Here is a 17,937-nt window from a genome sequence, read left to right as displayed (position 1 = left end):
GTAGCACGGCTCCATCGCTTACGCATCCCGCCGCATGTCATCGTTTTCATCGTTTGGTCATAGAGTTGCTCATAGCTACGTGAGAATGCCGGTCCGAAAGTGTTTTCCCAGTGAATCCGCTGGCCGGAAGCCACCTCATCCAATCATCTATCAGCCACCGCCACCGGCCAATCGCCCGCCAAGCACCCGCTGACCGGACACGATGCGATGATGGAGCGCATGGCAGTCATTCTCGAAAAAGATCTGGCCCGCGGGCAAGCGGCCTTTGCACAGTGGTGCCACGCAGCGCACGAATCGTTGGTGTCGGCGGAATCAATGGGATCATTAGAGTCAGCGGACAACCATGGGACTACGGCAGCACCCGACCTGGCGCTGTCCGTCAGCCCGGCGCTGCCTCGCAACATATGGGCGATGGCGGTGCGGTATTCGCTGTTTCTCCTAGAACGACGCGCGCCCGGCCCCGGCGTGGAGGTGCGCGTGGCACCTTGGGGCGCAATCAAGATTCTCGACGGGCCGGAGTCGGACCCGCATAATCTCACCCCGCCGGACGTTATCGAACTCGACCCGGACGTGTGGTTGCGTCTGGCGGCGGGCATCACGACTTGGGCGCAGGAAAAGGGAGCCGGGCATATCACGGCCGTCGGCGAACGTGACGACCTGAGCGATCTGTTGCCGCTGGTCTGATCTGGCTCCGGCGGGCGATGCGCACCCCACGGTTTTGCTCTTCCGCTCGGCTCGCCGCCCACGCACCGGTCCGCGCCACTGCGAGCGCAAAACAAAAGCGCCCGCGGCGAGGCGGACGCTTGGAAAAGATTGAAACCCGATATCAGTCGGCATCAATCGGCTCGTACAACGAACCGATCACTGCTTCGGCTTGAGTGCGCTCGGAATCGGGCGCGGCTTCGGCATCGGAATCGGCTTATGCGGTGCAGCCGGCTTAGCCGCAGTCTTCGGAAACTCGCCACTGGTTGCCTTCGCGGCAGCCTCGGCGGCCCACTTGGCGTACTCATCAAGATCATCATCGGCTGGCGTGGAAGCGGTCGGCTGCGCACCAGCGGCAACCTCATCAGAAATCTCAGATTCGGCGTCCGCATCGTGGGCATACTTGGCTTCGATATCGGCAAACGGATCAGGAGAACCCTCCCCAGGCTCCTGCTCACTCAGCTCTTTGGCCAGCTCATCATAATCGGTATCGGTAGTCAGATACTTAAGCTTACGGGCTATTTTCTGCTGCTTGGCTTTCTGACGTCCGCGGCCCATACGACCCCCTGCGATTACTGTGCTGTTCGATTCATCAACATACGAGAGTACCACCTCTTGCGCTCTTGTTCGTTGTCGGCTCACACTTTTACCATAAAAGCGTTTATTTTACGGCGTATTCAAAGGATTTTGCATGACCGACGAGCAGCACGAGCAGCAACTGACCGCTGCAGGCAACGAGATGAGCGCAAGCTTCCTGGCAGCCAAGAAGCGTTCGGACGAAACGCTCGCCAAGCTGGAGGCGAATCCGGGCAAGTTCACGATGCTCACCGGCGATCGTCCGACCGGCCGTCTGCATCTGGGCCACTACTTCGGCTCCATCAAGGAGCGCGTGGCCATGCAGAACAAAGGCGTGCACTCGAACATCATCATCGCCGACTATCAGGTGATCACCGACCGAGACACCACCGAACACATCCAGGACAACGTGCTGAACCTCGTGCTGGACTACATGGCCGCCGGCATCGACCCGAAGCAGACCATGATCTACGCGCACTCGGCCGTGCCGGCCGAAAACCAGCTGCTGCTGCCGTTCCTTTCCTTGGTCACCGAAGCCGAACTGCACCGCAACCCCACCGTGAAGTCCGAGATGGAGGCTTCCGGCCACGCGCTGACCGGCCTGCTGCTCACCTACCCGGTGCATCAGGCATGCGACATCCTCTTCTGCAAGGCCAACGTGGTGCCGATCGGCAAGGACAACCTGCCGCACATCGAGATCACGCGCACCATCGCCCGTCGCTTCAACGAGCGTTACGCCAAGAAGCACCCGGTGTTCCCGGAGCCGGCCGCGATCCTGTCTGACGCCCCGGAGATTCCGGGTCTCGACGGACGCAAGATGAGCAAGTCCTACGGCAACTCCATCATGCTGGGCGCCACCGCCGAGGAAACCGCCAAGCTCATCAAGAAGAGCCCCACCGATTCCGAACGTCGCATTACCTTCGACCCGATCGCCCGCCCGCAGGTTTCCGCCCTGCTGACCACCGCAGGCCTCGTGACCGGCCGCGACCCGAAGGAGATCGCCGAGGAGATCGGTGATGCCGGCGCAGGCGCGCTGAAGGCCTATGTGATCGAGTCCGTGAACAACTTCCTGGCACCGCACCGCGAACGTCGCGCTGAACTGGCCAAGGACATGGACTACATCCGCGACGTGCTGCATGACGGCAACAAGCGCGCCAACGCCATCGCCGAGGAAACCCTCGATCAGGTGCGCGAGGCCATGGGCATGAAGTACTGAGTTTTCGCGCTGTTGCATTTTCGCCAACGCAAGGGTTCGGGACGATTTTCCAGATGGAATCGTTCCGAACCTTTTTTCGTTGCCGAGCTTGTTGCCGGGTTATAGGAATTTTCGGTTTGGCCTTACGCGAGTAGGTGCATACGGGTGTTGTTTTCCGTGTGGAGAATAAGAGGCGTTCCCCTGGACGTCATGAAAGTGGAGGCGCGCCAACGCGATGCCGAATTTATGTCAATCTGCAGCCGCCTATGCCCCGCATTGGCGGCGCGCTTACGTTTTACCCGCTTTATCCACGCATCCGCGTATTTCTGCCTTACAAGGGGCTGATTCCCGTCTGTGGGAACATCTATCTGCGTTACAAGGGGCTGCGCCGGAACGATAACACCCATATTCGGTCCTACGCGCCAACGATGTCACGCTGTTTTATAGGCCTACGTACTTGGCTAACAGCCCCTTGTAGAGCGGATAGATCTTCTGACGGACGACAATCAGCCCCTTGTAACGCAGAAATATCCTTAGTGCCTTACTCATCGCATAACCGGCGAGGTGTTTCCGCTCATTTCGCGCAGCACGGCAACCAATCGGCATCCCCCAAGGCGAGACCATTCGCATCGTCCCACCCTATTTGCGGAACATTCAATAGACTCGCTTGCCGGCTACAAACGTCATTGCCACATGTGCAGGCATCGCGCGCATGACTTCAGGCGCAGCCGCAGCATACGGGTCGGCGTCCAGAAGCACGATGTCCGCTGGATCGCCGGCTTCAAGCCGATCGCGCCCCACAGCGGTTGACGCGCCCAGTGCCACTTCGACCGGCAAGCACTGTTCGGGCTGGAACGGCTCACGATCCGAGCTTTCGGTACCGAACACGGCAGCGGAAATGGCCAGCCACGGGTCGAGCGGTGCGACAGGGGCATCGGAGCCCATGCGCAATTGGGCCCCTGCATCGTAGAGCGAACGGAACGGATATGGAATGCCGGCGGGGTTGGCCCAGAATCGGGTGATGACGTCACGGTCGTCCATCGCGTGCTGCGGTTGAATGCTAGCGGTGAGGCCCAGTTGCGCAAAGCGCGGGATGTCAATGGGTTTCAGCATTTGCGCATGTTCGATGGAACCATGCGCATGTGTAGCCGCAGCTGCATCGAGCACTATCGTGTTCGCCTCGTCACCGATGGCATGACAAGCGATGTCGAAGCCGTGCTCGGTGGCGAGCCTCATGTAATCCTCGATCTGTTGCGGCGTGTAGCTCAACGTGCCATAGGTAGGCGGCTCAATGCCGGAGTATGGGCTGGAACAGTAGGCGGATCGCGTATTCAGCGACCCGTCCGAAATGAGTTTCATAGCGCCGACTCGGCCCAAACCATTGCTTCCGGGCAACGCCTTGCCGGTGTGCCAACCGGCATCGATGACGTTCTGCAACCGTTCGGGATATACGCCGGCGTCCACGCGCAATGTATTGATGCCGGCGGCAAAGCGGTCAATCCACGTGTCGATGTTTTCGGCCATCTCATAATCACGAATGCCCACCACGCCTTTCGACACGGCATCCCGCTCGGCTTCACGAAGCAAACGGTCGGTCTCCTCGGCAGCGCCGGGTGCTTTATCGAATTGGGTGTAGGCGTCGAACCATTCAAGTTCGCCCACAAGTCCAGTATGTTCGTCCACATGCACGCCGAGCCTCCGGGCAGCCGCGGAATTCACCCACCCGCAGTGCATATCCGCACTGGAAAGCGCTACCGGCTGCTCACCAGTCACTGCATCGATAGCGGCAAGCGTGGGCTGTTCGTCATCAGCCCACAGTGAATGGCGGAATCGCATGCCTACCACGAACACATTGGGGTCAAGAGTCCCAGATGCGCAACGCTCGTCCAAATGCGCTCGCAGCATGGACATCGCCTCCGACGCCGAACGGGCACTGATCAGGTCGAGACGACCAAGAGTTTTGGCCCATTGCGTGAAATGCGTATGACAATCCCATAGGCCGGGAATGACCCACAGACCGTCGGCATCAATCGTGGTTGCATCCGGCATCGCCTTGCCGACGATATCTTCGCCAGCGGGATGAACACCGGCAACAACACCATCCCGAAGAACAATATCCGCACGGGTTCGAGATCCGGGAATTCCGGCATTGACAATACGCACCAAGCTACTCATATCTGTATCATGCCACTACCAAATCGTCTGGAACCCGACATGTTCAATCTCAATGTCCGGGTATTGAACGGCGTCGAGCGATGTACGGGCATGCGCACATGCACGAACGCACAATGCCACCAGAGCAAAAGATCCAGTTATCCACCGAGTTATTCACATTTATCCACCGAGATAACAGGCTAGCAGACAAGCATAGGCATATGCCTCTAGACTCAACCCCACCGCACCGAACGCATCGGACCGAACGCATCACGAAGGGGTGATCCGTATGAACAGTTCATACACATTGACCGAATTGACCGCAGTGAAATATCAGCGCATGGACATATGTAGCGCAATCCGGCGCCGCACCGTTTGGCGACCTCCATACGCTTTGACCACGGCACTCGAACTGCTTTCCGTGGAAATGCCACGAATCGCGAGCAACCATCAACGGATGATGAACTCGACCGTAGTCACTGTTCCGCATCCCAACGCCAAACGCCACGTGCAAGGAATAACCGCAGTCGTATGGCCGTTTTCGATCGATACGGTTACCGTTGACAACCAATTCATCTGTACATCGCCGACTTGCACGTGGGCGATGCTGTCACCTTATTTGGAACTTGAAGAACTCATTGTGCTGGCTGATTCCATGATGCGCCGCGACAGGCGTCTGCGTCGAACAACCATCGACGCCCTCTCCTTGTATCTAGACAACGCATATCGCCAGGTGCAGGAAGCCCAAGACGATGGAAAAGCCAGACGTCTCTTCCGCGGATACAACAATTGCCGCCGCGCTTTGCTTCTGGCACGCAGCGGAACCGATTCCTCCATGGAAACCCGCACGCGATTTGTGCCTCCTCGATATGGGCTCGACATGCCACAAGTCAACTACCCCATTTATATAGGTCGCAGCACGAAGCCCTTGTACCTTGATCTCGCGTATCCGGAATTCAAAATCTGCATTGAACATGAGGGCTCGCATCACGCCAGACAATGGCTGGGGGATGTGAAAAGACGTCAGGACATTGAAGATGACGGATGGAAATACCTTCAGGCCACCAAACTGGATATCGGCTATGAAGATCGCGAAGAGGCGCTTGCGCGACGCATCGCGGACAAGATGCAGGAAGTTACCGGAAAGACCATTCAGCTCACGCCACGCAAAACCATCCGGCAACTCTGCGATGCAAGAACCACAAAACGGGCACCGCTTTATGAACGGCTGCGCTTCGCGCCATTGCTCCCCATATCTCACGCATAGTCGGCTGCGGCGAGCGCCAGGAGCGCCCTTACATCTCCGCCGCCGCGCCTCTTCCTCCGCCGACCAATTCACGCACCAATTCGCTTACAAGGGGCTGATTCGGTCTGCGTCGGAGATCTATCTGCTCTACAAGGGGCTACCAGAGCGGACGCACAACATAAAAACGTCTCCACCGCACCGATATTTCGCCATTGCCGATGCTTTATACCCGGCGGTCAGCCCCTTGTAGAGCAGATAGAACTTCCGGTAAGCGGGAATCAGCCCCTTGTAAGCGAATTAACGTCAACTTCGGCATACACAACAACCAGAACACCGATAAACACTGATAAACCCGACATTCACGAGCAATACAAGCACCAGAACAAACTCCGCGAAAACCGCAATCGACACGGCAATTGTCTTCGCTCTCATCAACCTTCACCGGAACGGTAACAGCCACAAACCCGAACTCCGGGAATGATTGGCCACGCTGTTTGATGCTTTCCTCGATCGAAAAATAGTTACTGTCATAAGGGCAGACACAGATCATAAACGTCACGAAGCCCCGCCCCCGGCAAAGGGCAAAAAGTTAGACTCAGCGCCTCGCCCAAGGCAGCAACGGCGTGCATCGCACGCCGCCCGCCGCACCGCACATCACCGCACATCACTGCTCGCCGCGAACCTCGGCCTCCATGGCTTCCATCGGCTCGTCGACCAACACGGATCCGGAGGGCAGCGACCCCGGCAACGGGTCATCCATGTAATGATCGAATTCGTACAGCATCTGCTCGTTGGGCTTCTCGGTAATCAACGAGACCACCACAATCAGCAGCAACGAAATCAGGAATGCCGGCAGCAGCTCGTAAATGGCGAAGATGCCGCCCAACGGCTTCATCACGTTATGCCAAATCAGCACCACGGCAGTGCCGGAAAGCATGCCGGCCACCGCCCCGGCCTTGTTGGCACGACGCCAATACAGCGCGCACAGCATCAACGGGCCGAAGGACGCACCCAAGCCGGCCCATGCATACGAGACCACCTGGAAGATGGAGGAGTTCTGGTCGTAGGCCACCAACACCCCAAAGATAAACATGAGCACCAACGTCAAACGGGCCACGATCATCACCTGACGGTCGGTCGCATGCCGATGGAACAAGCCGCGGAAGATGTTCTCGCCCATGGCCGAGGCACCGATGATCATGTACGAGGAGCTGGAGCTCATCGAGGCCGCGAAAATACCGGACACCACCACGCCGCACATGAAACTCGGCAGCAGGGTCTGAGCCAGCACGATGAAAATGGTTTCGGCATCCGTGGAGGTGAGCAACTCGGTCGGCATCATCGCGCGACCGACCAAGCCGATGCACACGGCGCTGGCCAACGACAGCACGCACCACAGTGTCGCGATGATACGGGACTTGCGCACCTCTTCCACGCTGCGGATGGACAGGAAGCGCACCAGTACCTGCGGCATGCCGAAGTAACCCAGACCCCACGCCAGCATCGAAACAATGGTGATGATGCCGTATTCGCTGGGTTCGCCGAACACCGCACGACCAGCCTCAACCAGCTGACGGCCGGTGTCCGGGTCGAGCGTAGGCGAAGCCACTTGCGTGCCGGAGATGTAGCCGGGGATGGACTTGAGGAAGGCCACGGTGTTGTCGATGCCGCCGGCATTCGCCACCGTACCGATGAACACCACGGCGAGTGCGAAGAACATCAGCAGACCCTGAATGAAATCGGTCATGACCACCGACAGGTATCCGCCGACCACGGTGTAGATGAACACCACCAGCGCGCCCAGAATCATCATCAGGTGGTAGTCGAAGCCGAACAGCGTGGCAAACAGCTTGCCTACGGTGACGAAGCAGCTGCCGACGTAGACGCTGAAGAACACCAGAATGATAATGGCGGCGATGGTGGAGATCACGCCTTTGGTGTCGTGGAAGCGCTTGGCGAAGAAGTCCGGAATGGTGATCGCGTCACCGGCCACCACCGAATAACGGCGCAGACGCCGGGCCACGATCTTCCAGTTCAAATACGTACCGATGGCCAAGCCCAGCGCGGTCCACATCGGGTCGGCCGCACCGGTGAAGTAGGCAAGGCCCGGCAATCCCATGAGCAGCCAGCCGGACATATCCGACGCTTCGGCGGAGAGGGCCGTCAGCCATGGACCCACGCCGCGGCCTCCCGCGAAGTACTCCTTGGAGGACGAGTTGGACCGCTTGGAGTACACGAATCCGATGGACAGCATGGCCGCAAAATAAATGACCATGGCCAGGAGAATCCAGAAATCGCTTGCCACACTAACCGCCTTAGATCAACGACTCCGCCTCTCCTCGACGCCCTTGATCAGGAACGTCAGCACACAGCCGGCTGAAGGAGAGTTACGGGGTATATGCCATCGCAGCCCCGGCAAAGGGCCTTCGAAAACAATCTTTCTCTCAGGCTGACCTTTCCCGAACGCACGGACAAAGCCCTGCAATTGAGACGATTATGTCTCAGAGTGTGGCGTCATTATGGTGTCGGCATGGCCTCGGCACCGCCCGCCCCGCGAGCGGCACCGAACGCTGCATTGCCGCGATATGCCCAGATGTATCACGCGACCCCGCGCAATAACCCCGCGCAATAACCCCGCTAAATGTCGTAACGCCAAGACTTATCAGTGATCACGCGGGCCATGGCCAAGCCGATCGGCAGACAGATGATCACCATGAACGCCTTGAACGCCCAGTCAAGCGCGGTCAGCGTATCGAACGACCCCAAGTGGAACATGGCCTGATACATGTACAGGCCCGGCACCATGATCACGATGGACGGCACGGTCAGGCAGATGCGAGGGTATCCGAAGTGCGGTGCCAGCCAGCCCTTGCGCACGGACGAACGCCAAGCCGTGGCGAGCAGACCGGCCAGCAGAGCGCCGATGAACGCACCCGCCTCCGCCGGCACGCCATGATCAACGATCTCAAGTCGCAACGTATCGGTGATGGCACCGATGATCGCGGCGACGAGGCACATGCGCTGCGGCGAATTGAACATGATGGAGAAGCCCCAGACTCCGAGGAACGCGAACACGAAGCGCAGCGCACCATTCACCCACACGTTGAGGCCGAGCGGCTCGAATCCGGTCGGATTGAGGTGCACGATCGAGGCCACCATCCAGCCGGCGAGCGTAGCCATGAGCACAATGCACAGGAAGTACGCCAATCGTTGAATGCCCGAGGGGAAGTCGATTTTCGCCATGTCAAGGCCGCTGGTGATGAGCGGGAAACCGGGAATGACGAACAGCATCGCGCCGATGTAGGCGGTGTCGTGCTGCAGGGCGATCGGGTCAAGCAAACCGATTAAGCGCAACGTGCCGGTGCAGGCCAGCGCCGCCACCGCCACGCACACGAACGTGACGAAGAACTGGTTGAGATGGTGCGCGAACAGCCGGCGACGCAGCCAGTGGCCGAGTCCGGCGCCGACGAACGCGCCGATCATGTCGTACGGGCCGCCGCCCAGCAGAAATACGAAGGACGCACAGGCGATGGCAGAGGCCAGACCGGCAAACGCAGGTGAGTACAGCGGCTTGCGATGCTCGATCATGTCGAGTCGCTCATGCGCCTGACGCACGGTGATGCCAGACGCGCCTTGGGTCTTGGGGGCTGAGTCGACGTAATCGAAGTGTTCGGCGTATTCCTTGGGCGGTTTGCGATTCGCCAGCTTGTGTTTGCGCGGCATGGCTTCCTGAGAGGAACCGTGCGACTGCGCTTGAGGCTCGGATGACTCCGATTGCGCAGCCTGTGCGAGTCCCGCAGAGTCCGTGGAGTCCGTGGATTCGGCATCCGGAAAGTCTGATTCCGTGGCATCCGACACCGGCTGGGCGGAATCGTTGCGCTCAGCCGAAAGCTCCGCTTCACGAGCCCGTTCGTCGGCGGCGCGGGCTGCCAACGACTGGGTCATCGCCGCCTGTGACCAGTCGGTTTCATGCACGTGCAATTGGTGGGCGCGCGGGTCGCCGGGATCGGTGTGACGGCTGGCGTCCTCAAGCGCGTCAAGTACGGCGTCTTGACCTGGTTTGACGCCGACGTGCTCGGACTTCTCCTCTTTGCGCAACTGTTTGGAGAGGTCAGCGGAGACCTGCGAGGCGTCCTTCGCGTCGAGGTGTTGCATCAGTCCTTGGGAGACTTCCGGCTGGACGTGATACATCGACTCCTCGCCCAGATTCACGCTGAACCAGTCGGCGTAATGCTCCAACAGCCAGATACGTTCGGTGTTTACGCCGGTGCTCGGCAAATCGATGACTTCGGTGATGCGCTCCTTGCCGTCCGTGCAAGCGGCTTCGATGTCGGTCAGGTTCACATCGGCGCGTACATGCACACCCAGCGGGTATGCGATGCGATGCATCATTTCGCGCACGCGAAACGAACCGGTGCCGGCGCTCAGGTCCAGCAGGCCGACGCGCACGATCACGCTGGCTTTGGCGGCGATGCCCGCCTCGGCGATCGGCTTGTCCCAGTCACGCTCGATGTCTTCCATATCCAGCGGAATGGAGTGGGTATGGAAATGCTGCACCGCGATGGCACCATGTTCGTTGGGTTTTTGATGTTCCTGATGCGCTTCGGTATGGTTCGTGTGCTGTTCCATATGATTCCCATCCGGTTAGTGGTGGCGTAGGTTGATTAACGTCGATTGGCAAGATTTCCCGAGGTTTCAAGGTAGCGCGCCGCCTTCCCCACATACCCTGACATCCACTTCCATGTCCATTTTTCGGACGTACGACGGTCGGCATGCGACTGTTGCGCCAAATGAAAATGGACTTCGTAACCTAAGTGGCGAATAGCCGGCGGTACACTGTTGCCCACACAACAACCACGTTGAATATGGGCTGTGGGCTCGCAACGACTGGCCTCAACAACCGCGGAGGAGCCGCGGACGACCGGCAGACCGAGCAACCTGATATTCAGCAAAGGAGGTTATATGGCAACATCCGAAGAACAGATCACTCCGGCTGACGCTGCCATCGTCACCACCGGGACCGGCCGAAAGGGCCCGGAGGAGCATGATCTTCCCCAAAACCTCAAGTACGACATGGATTTGTGCCTACGAATCCTGCGCGACGTACTGGGCGAATACAACCCCGAGCTGCTCGCCACCTTCGATACCGTGCGCAATTACGCGGTCGAAGCCAGCGCCGAGCACTTCGGCGGCAGTGAGGATCCGAACCCCGGCCATGACGGACTGAAGGCCGCCGTCGAGGTCATCGACAAGATGAACCTGCACGACGCCCAGCTGCTGGCCCGCGCGTTTGCTACCTACTTCCATCTGGCCAACCTCTCCGAGGAGAACTACCGCGTCTCCGTGCTGCGCCAGCGCGAAAACGAAGTCACCGACGATCAGGCCTACGACCCGGTCAACGAAATGACTTCCGCCTACCACCAGCTCATCAACGAGATGGGTCCGGCCAAGGCCAAGGAGCTGCTCGACAGGCTCGAATTCCACCCGGTTTTCACCGCCCACCCCACCGAGGCTCGCCGTAAGGCAGTGGAAGGCAAGATTCGTCGTATTTCCGAGCTGCTCGAAGAGCACAAGATTCTTGGCGGATCGGACAAGAAGGAGAACTGCCGTCGTCTCTACAACGAGATCGACGCTCTGTTCCGCACTTCCCCGATCGCGCTGAAGAAGCCGACTCCTGTTGAGGAAGCCGACACGATTCTCGACATCTTCGACAACACCCTGTTCCACACCATCCCCAAGGTCTACCGTCGCTTCGACGACTGGGTCCTGGGCGATAAGGCCGGCTTGGTGCCGCCCGTGTGCCCGGCGTTCTTCCACCCCGGCAGCTGGATCGGCTCCGACCGTGACGGCAACCCGAACGTGACCGCCAAGGTCAGCCGTCAGGTGGCCCGCAAGTTCTCCGATCATGTGCTCGCCGCCCTTGAGGAAGCCACCCGCACTGTGGGCCGCAACCTCACGATGGAGGCCGAGACCACGCCGCCGAGCTCCGCGCTGCGCATCCTGTGGAGCCACCAGAAGGAAATGAGCGAGCGCCTGACCGACAAGGCCGCCCTGATTTCCACCAAGGAACTCCACCGCGCAGTCATGCTGGTGATCGCCGATCGTCTGCACTACACCATCGAGCGTGACGCCGATCTGATGTACCACACCTGCGAGGACTACATCGCCGATCTGAAGACCGTGCAGCAGTCCCTGGCCGACGCCGGTGCCAAGCGTTCCGCTTACGGCCCGCTGCAGGACCTGATCTGGCAGGCAGAAACCTTCGGCTTCCACATGGTGGAGATGGAGTTCCGTCAGCACTCCGTAGTGCACTCTCGCGCCCTTGCGGATATCCGCGAGCACGGACTGCACGGCGAGCGTGGCGATCTGCAGCCGATGACCCACGAGGTGCTCGACACCTTCCGCGCCCTCGGTTCCATCCAGAAGCGCAACGGCACCAAGGCCGCACGCCGCTACATCATCTCCTTCACCAAGAGCGCCCAGAACATCAAGGATGTCTACGAGCTCAACCGTCTGGCCTTCGCCCACCCGGAGGACGTGCCCACCATCGATGTGATCCCGCTGTTCGAGCAGCTTGAGGATCTGCAGAACTCGGTGGACGTGCTTGAGGAAATGATCAAGATCCCCGAGGTTCAGGCTCGTTTGAAGGCCACCGGCAACAAGCTGGAGGTCATGCTCGGCTACTCCGATTCCTCGAAGGACGCCGGCCCGACCTCCGCAACGCTGGCCCTGCACTCCGCCCAGGAGCGCATCGCCAAGTGGGCTGAATCGCACAACATCGACCTGACCCTGTTCCATGGCCGCGGCGGCGCCGTCGGTCGTGGCGGCGGCCCGGCCAACCGTGCAGTGCTGGCCCAGCCGGTCGGTTCCGTGAAGTGCCGCTTCAAGCTCACCGAGCAGGGCGAGGTCATCTTCGCCCGTTACGGCAACCCGGTGCTCGCCATCCGCCACGTGGAGTCCGTGGCCGCGGCAACCCTGCTGCAGTCCGCTCCGAGCGTGGAGAAGCGCAACACCGACATGACCGAGAAGTACGCCGACATGGCGCACGCACTCGACGACGCCGCTCACGAGCGCTTCCTCGATCTGCTGCACACACCTGATTTCGCTCAGTGGTTCTCCACCGTGACGCCGCTGACTGAGATCGGTCTGCTGCCGATCGGCTCCCGCCCGGCAAAGCGTGGTCTCGGCGCCAAGTCTCTGGACGATCTGCGTACGATTCCGTGGATCTTCTCCTGGGCTCAGGCTCGCATCAACCTGGCCGCTTGGTACGGCCTCGGCACCGCATGCGAGAAGTTCGGCGATCTGAAGACGCTGCGCGAAGCCTACGAGGAATGGCCGCTGTTCTCCACCTTCATCGACAACATTGAGATGTCCCTTGCCAAGACGGACGAGCGCATCGCCAAGATGTACCTCGCTCTGGGCGATCGCGAGGACCTCAACGAGAAGGTGCTGAACGAGATGGAGCTCACCCGCAAGTGGGTGCTCGACATCGTCGGCGACAAGTGGCCGCTGCAGCACCGTCACGTGCTCGGCCAGGCCATCCGCATTCGCTCTCCGTACGTGGACGCGCTGTCCGTCACTCAGGTGCTGGCCCTGCGTTCGCTGCGTAAGAAGGTGGACAAGGAAGAACTCAGCCAGAGCCAACAGGCCGGATTCATCTACCTCATCCTCTGCACCGTCTCCGGCGTCGCCGCAGGCCTGCAGAACACAGGCTGACGTTTTGGCCGGCGTTCGCGGCTCGCGCCGCGTAACGCCGCTGGTGAAGTCCGGTGGACTTCACCAGGCCAAAACGTAGCGGAGTTTTTGCATAGTAGCTTTGCGCATGCAAAAACTCCGCAGCACAGCACCACCGCGGCTCAACGGTGGTTCCTTTTCCAGGAAGCCTCGCTCAAACGAGCGGGGCTTCCTCGTTTTTATATTCCTTTATATTCTTTTATAATGTTTTATATTCTTTTATAATCTTTATATTTAGGCACGGGGGATCGAGGCCACAATGACTTCAATGCGACAGAGCAATCCATTCAAACCGACTGCCGGCCGCATGCCTCCACTGCTCATCGGTCGCGATACCATCATCGACGACTTTGAAGAAGGACTCGATGACGGCCCCGGCGCACCCGGCCGCCTCATGCGTGTCACTGGTGCGCGAGGAGTAGGTAAAACCGTCATTTTGACCGAGTTCGGGCGTATCGCTAAAGCACGAAAATGGGAGGTCATTGACGAAACCGCTTCAGAAGGGCTGGCTCAGCGGCTTCTGAACCGCCTCGCGCCAGACAAGCCTTCAGTAAATCTATCTCTTAAACCTTCGGTCTCCATCGCCGGACTTGGAGGAGTCAGCCTCGGTGAAGCTAGCGTGTCATCAAAACAAATGCCATTGACGCTGCGAGCCGCAATGGGCCAACGACTCGATGCGTTGGAACGCAAGAACGCCGGCCTGTTGGTGACCATCGATGAGGCCCAGGCTGCCGAACGATCCGATATGGTCGCTATCGCCACGGCCGTGCAGCACTTGATTCGTGAGGAACGCAATATTGCCTTCGTATTCGCCGGTCTACCTACCATTGCATCCAAATGGCTCAACGATGAGGTGCTCACGTTCTTGCGACGCGCCCAGTCGGAACAATTGGGCGATATCCCTCTGCAAGATGTCCGGGATGCTTTTGAAGACACCTTCAAGGATTCCGGCATAGCCATTGAGGGAACAGCACTGGACATGGCGGCCAAGGCTACGGAAGGGTATCCGTTTATGATTCAGCTGGTCGGATACCACATTTGGCGCATTGCCTATCGTCGACGCAGAAACCTCGACATCAAGAAACCGGATTCCATCACCGTAACCGAACAAGATACCGAGCAGGGCATCGCCAATGCACTCAGCCGGCTCGGTGATGCCGTGCATGGCCCGGAACTCGATGGCCTATCTCCGATTGACAAAACATATCTGCTTGCGATGGCCCAGGATGATGGTCCATCCTCAACCTCCACCGTGGCAGAACGCATGGGCAAGGATGTGGCGTATGCGAACATCTACCGCACCAGACTTATCGAAGCACAGGTAATTAAAGACATGGGCTACGGAAAGGTAGATTTTGCCATTCCTTATCTACGCCAGTATCTGCGCGAGCATGCAGCCTATATCCGTATGAATTCCTCCGGAACCAGCCTGTAAGCCGCATGAGCCCCCAGGCCAACATCACCGCTTTGTGGATTCGCGTTCGATGAGCTTGTAGCCCACGCTCACCGTCTGCGGGAAGAACTCCTCATCGGGATGTTCGATGCGGCGCATTAACAGCGTCAAAGCAGAGTTTGCCATGCCTTTGAAATCGGTAGCGACGGTGGTGAGCGTCGGCACGGTGTAGGCGCCCTGGCTCAGACCATCGAAACCGATCACCAATACATCATCCGGCACATGCACGCCACCGTCGGCCAAGCCGCGGAGCACGCCGATGGCGATGCCATCGTTCAGGCAATACAGGCCATCGTATTTGGTGCGCCCTTTGGCAATGGCCCGACCGGCTTCAATGCCGCCGTCAATCGACCATGCGCATTTGATGAAGTCCTTTTTCTCATCGAACTTCAGCCCAGCTTTTGTGATTTCATCGGCTGCAGCACGCATACGCATATCGCGGGAACCCGGGATAATGGCCCGACTGGGATCACGGTTGTCGCCGACGATGCCGATGCGCTTGCAACCACGCTCGATCAGATGGCGAACAGCCACGCGGGAGCCCGCATCACTCGGAGCATTCACCGTGTCAATCTGCAGGTTGGTGTCGTAGTTCTCCAGCAATACCGCTGGATGATGGCGAAGAATATCGACGGCACGTGGCGCATTGATAGCGATGATGCCGTCCGAGAAGCTGTACGAGAGGTCGTTATCGTCGGTGAGGTAGCGGGAGAGCTCAATCAACATATGAGATCCGCGCTCATGCACCGCCTCAGCCACGCACATGGCGAGATTCGAGAAGTAGTCGCCTTCAATGCCTGACGTGAGGAAGGTGATGGTGTCGCTTCGACCTGAACGCAGGGAGCGGCCGGAAAGGTTGGTTTTATAGCCAAGTCTGCGGGCGGCATCTTTGACGCGCTGCATAGTCTCCGGCTTCACGTAATCCTTGCCGCGCAAGGCTGCCGAGGCAGTGGTGGCAGTCACGCCAGCTAACTCGCCTACATCTTTTAACGTAACCATGGCCACACATCTCCTGATGATGGTTGAAATCTGATATCTCTTCATCGTTGAGATAGCTATCAGAGTAGCGACAGCCCCCGAAATGCGTGTGCCTCCTCTATATCGAGGAGGCAGCACAGGCCGGAAAGGAAAAGTAAGAAGGATTGAATTGCGCCACAGGGCTGGAGAAGGGAGGTGTATTTGCAGTAAACCATCCCTGTGGCGCGGGCGTTCAGCAATTTCGGAGAAGTTCCGAGGTTGGCTATTGGAAAGAATTGCTGAAGAGTGTAGCGAGCGGATCAGGCCTTGTTGGAGACGTTGATCACGTTGTTGTGGCCCCAGCACTTCTCGTACGGTATACCGGCAAGATCCTCGACAACCTTACGGGTCTCTTCGGTAACGTCGTCCATGGAGCCACCGTTGCGCAGACGAACGGACTCGGCCACGAGAATGTCGTGGGTCTTCTCGTTCAAGTGCATGCGATAGGTCAGCAGGATGCCGACGAAGGCGAGCACAACCACCGTGCCGCAGTACATGTAAAGCAGCACGTTAACCACGAGCGGAGACTGAGTCGTGACATCGGCACCCGACTGGAAACCGACAGCCTGCAGGATCACACCCACGAGGATGGTGACCACGGTGTTGACGATGACCTCGAGCGTGGACTGGATGCCGGCGTACTGGCCTTCACGGCGCTTGCCGGTGACGAGCTCATCAACGTCCGGCACGAAGGACTGCACGTAGGTCTGTGCGTTCACGATACCGGAGTTGCCCAAGGTGAACAGGGTGATCAGGATGGTGAAGACCAGCGTGACAGTGGCCTTCGGCATGGAACCGTGGGTCAGACCCAGGATGAAGATGCCGACGAACAGAACGATGGTGAACCAGGAGCCGAGACGGTAGGCGCGCATGCCGCCGAGCTTGGTGATCAAGGTGGCCCAGATGACCACGCAGACCATGCCAAACAGGAAGCTGAAGCCGGTGGACAGGGAAACCTCAGCCGGGGTCAGCAGCAGCACGAACATAATGAAGTAGGCGTTGATCTGGCCGCGGACGGTACGGAAGGTCATCTGGGAAAGGAAGATGCCCAGGTAGTTGCGGAAGGTCTTGATGCGCAGCACTGAGAGGAAGTTCCAGAACACGGAGACCAGACGACCGAAGAAACCGACCTTCTCAGCAGCACCCTTATCGGCGGAGGAGATATCAGTGGTCTCGTCGTACGGACGTTCCTTGATGCACAGCGCGCCAATCACGAGCAGCACGGTGCCGAGCACGGCGTAGATCATAGCGATCTTGAAGTACGGCTCCCAGCTGTCAGCACCCCAGATCTTGAACAGGTAGGCGTTGAACATGGAGAGCGCGAAGCCGCCGACGCCGCCACCGATCTGCTGGACGGCCACGAGCTGGGCGCGATCCTTGGAATCATCGGTCATCTCGGAAGGCAGGGAGTAGACCACGGTGTTGATGCCCGGGTACACGCCGTAGTAGATGATGTTGATGAGCAGGTAGAACCACACCGGCATGTTCGGAACCCACAACAGCACATAGAAGATGAGGTTCAGCGGCGCGGCGATGAGCAGCGTGCCCTTACGACGGCCAACCTTGCGGCCGAAGGCGGTGGAGTACATACGGTCGGAGATGTAGCCCCAGACCGGGGTGATGAAACCGCCGATGGCCTTGCCAACCGCGAGCATCGTGGTGACGATACCGATGGAGATGGCGAGCGGCTGAGTGTAGTAGATCATCTGCCAGGTCATGACCATCGTGGTCATGGTGAACGACAGCGGCAGCAGGGCGTAAGTGAGCTTCGTCACCCACGACAGCTTGCGGCCCACTGCAGGTGATGCCGAGTTGGACATTGGATTTCTCCTATTCTCCAATAGAAATCGATGCGATGAG

The 17,937-nt window shown here is 59.0% G+C and carries 11 protein-coding genes; 5 read left to right on the top strand and 6 right to left on the bottom strand.

Annotation, left to right across the window (positions count from 1 at the left end; genetic code table 11):
- Positions 1–207 precede the first annotated feature (207 nt).
- Entirely contained in the window at positions 208–684 is a 477-nt protein-coding gene (locus CUU80_RS09220) for a sterol carrier family protein (protein WP_100497031.1), read from the top strand.
- Between the two features lie 177 nt (positions 685–861).
- Here the strand turns inward: CUU80_RS09220 and CUU80_RS09215 are convergent, their stop codons facing one another.
- Positions 862–1,260 carry a DUF3073 domain-containing protein gene (locus tag CUU80_RS09215; RefSeq protein ID WP_100497030.1) on the bottom strand — a complete coding sequence of 133 codons (399 nt, stop codon included), beginning with the start codon at positions 1,258–1,260 and terminating at the stop codon, positions 862–864.
- A gap of 133 nt (positions 1,261–1,393) precedes the next feature.
- Between CUU80_RS09215 and trpS the strand changes: the two genes are divergently transcribed.
- The gene (trpS, locus tag CUU80_RS09210; RefSeq protein ID WP_100497028.1) at positions 1,394–2,494 is read left to right on the top strand and encodes a tryptophan--tRNA ligase; all 1,101 of its coding nucleotides are present in this window, start codon (positions 1,394–1,396) and stop codon (positions 2,492–2,494) included.
- A gap of 633 nt (positions 2,495–3,127) precedes the next feature.
- On the opposite strand, the gene CUU80_RS09200 is transcribed toward trpS, so the two are convergent.
- Positions 3,128–4,648, bottom strand: coding sequence for an amidohydrolase (locus CUU80_RS09200; RefSeq protein ID WP_100497025.1), 1,521 nt, complete (start codon positions 4,646–4,648; stop codon positions 3,128–3,130).
- 268 nt (positions 4,649–4,916) lie between these two features.
- On the opposite strand from CUU80_RS09200, the gene CUU80_RS09195 reads away from it, so the two are divergent.
- Positions 4,917–5,894 carry a putative endonuclease domain-containing protein gene (locus tag CUU80_RS09195; protein WP_100497023.1) on the top strand — a complete coding sequence of 326 codons (978 nt, stop codon included), beginning with the start codon at positions 4,917–4,919 and terminating at the stop codon, positions 5,892–5,894.
- A gap of 643 nt (positions 5,895–6,537) precedes the next feature.
- Here the strand turns inward: CUU80_RS09195 and CUU80_RS09190 are convergent.
- Both CUU80_RS09190 and CUU80_RS09185 read right to left on the bottom strand, forming a co-directional pair.
- Positions 6,538–8,178 carry a sodium/proline symporter gene (locus CUU80_RS09190; RefSeq protein WP_100497021.1) on the bottom strand — a complete coding sequence of 547 codons (1,641 nt, stop codon included), beginning with the start codon at positions 8,176–8,178 and terminating at the stop codon, positions 6,538–6,540.
- 332 nt (positions 8,179–8,510) lie between these two features.
- Positions 8,511–10,502, bottom strand: a complete 1,992-nt coding sequence (locus CUU80_RS09185) for a threonine/serine exporter family protein (RefSeq protein ID WP_100497020.1) — start codon at positions 10,500–10,502, stop codon at positions 8,511–8,513.
- A gap of 333 nt (positions 10,503–10,835) precedes the next feature.
- Here CUU80_RS09185 and CUU80_RS09180 point away from each other — a divergent pair, with 333 nt between their 5' ends.
- Together CUU80_RS09180 and CUU80_RS09175 are read left to right on the top strand one after the other, a co-directional pair.
- A complete protein-coding gene (locus CUU80_RS09180) occupies positions 10,836–13,589 on the top strand; it encodes a phosphoenolpyruvate carboxylase (RefSeq protein WP_100497019.1) in 2,754 nt (917 codons plus the stop codon).
- A 277-nt stretch (positions 13,590–13,866) separates the two neighbouring features.
- Positions 13,867–15,042 (top strand): ATP-binding protein, encoded by a 1,176-nt coding sequence (locus CUU80_RS09175; protein ID WP_243388715.1) that lies wholly within the window; start codon positions 13,867–13,869, stop codon positions 15,040–15,042.
- Positions 15,043–15,066: 24 nt separating this feature from the next.
- Here CUU80_RS09175 and CUU80_RS09170 read toward each other — a convergent pair whose 3' ends face one another.
- Positions 15,067–16,059, bottom strand: coding sequence for a LacI family DNA-binding transcriptional regulator (locus tag CUU80_RS09170; RefSeq protein ID WP_100497018.1), 993 nt, complete (start codon positions 16,057–16,059; stop codon positions 15,067–15,069).
- Positions 16,060–16,337: 278 nt separating this feature from the next.
- Complete coding sequence (locus CUU80_RS09165; protein WP_165775917.1) at positions 16,338–17,897, bottom strand: MFS transporter; 1,560 nt, start codon at positions 17,895–17,897, stop codon at positions 16,338–16,340.
- Between the last annotated feature and the right edge of the window lie 40 nt (positions 17,898–17,937).

Origin of the sequence: Bifidobacterium scaligerum, assembly GCF_002802865.1 — a bacterium.
In the GTDB taxonomy this organism is placed as follows: domain Bacteria; phylum Actinomycetota; class Actinomycetes; order Actinomycetales; family Bifidobacteriaceae; genus Bifidobacterium; species Bifidobacterium scaligerum.
Note: the sequence above shows the minus strand (reverse complement) of the source record. Positions and strands in the feature narration are given on the sequence as shown.

What these genes read in the sequence shown, in the direction of transcription:
- CUU80_RS09185 (WP_100497020.1), bottom strand. Translation starts at nt 10,502, where the DNA reads ATGGAACAGCACACGAACCATACCGAAGCGCATCAGGAACATCAAAAA.
- CUU80_RS09165 (WP_165775917.1), bottom strand. Translation starts at nt 17,897, where the DNA reads ATGTCCAACTCGGCATCACCTGCAGTGGGCCGCAAGCTGTCGTGGGTG.
- CUU80_RS09215 (WP_100497030.1), bottom strand. Translation starts at nt 1,260, where the DNA reads ATGGGCCGCGGACGTCAGAAAGCCAAGCAGCAGAAAATAGCCCGTAAG.
- CUU80_RS09220 (WP_100497031.1), top strand. Translation starts at nt 208, where the DNA reads ATGATGGAGCGCATGGCAGTCATTCTCGAAAAAGATCTGGCCCGCGGG.
- CUU80_RS09180 (WP_100497019.1), top strand. Translation starts at nt 10,836, where the DNA reads ATGGCAACATCCGAAGAACAGATCACTCCGGCTGACGCTGCCATCGTC.
- CUU80_RS09175 (WP_243388715.1), top strand. Translation starts at nt 13,867, where the DNA reads ATGACTTCAATGCGACAGAGCAATCCATTCAAACCGACTGCCGGCCGC.
- CUU80_RS09195 (WP_100497023.1), top strand. Translation starts at nt 4,917, where the DNA reads ATGAACAGTTCATACACATTGACCGAATTGACCGCAGTGAAATATCAG.
- trpS (WP_100497028.1), top strand. Translation starts at nt 1,394, where the DNA reads ATGACCGACGAGCAGCACGAGCAGCAACTGACCGCTGCAGGCAACGAG.
- CUU80_RS09200 (WP_100497025.1), bottom strand. Translation starts at nt 4,648, where the DNA reads ATGAGTAGCTTGGTGCGTATTGTCAATGCCGGAATTCCCGGATCTCGA.
- CUU80_RS09170 (WP_100497018.1), bottom strand. Translation starts at nt 16,059, where the DNA reads ATGGTTACGTTAAAAGATGTAGGCGAGTTAGCTGGCGTGACTGCCACC.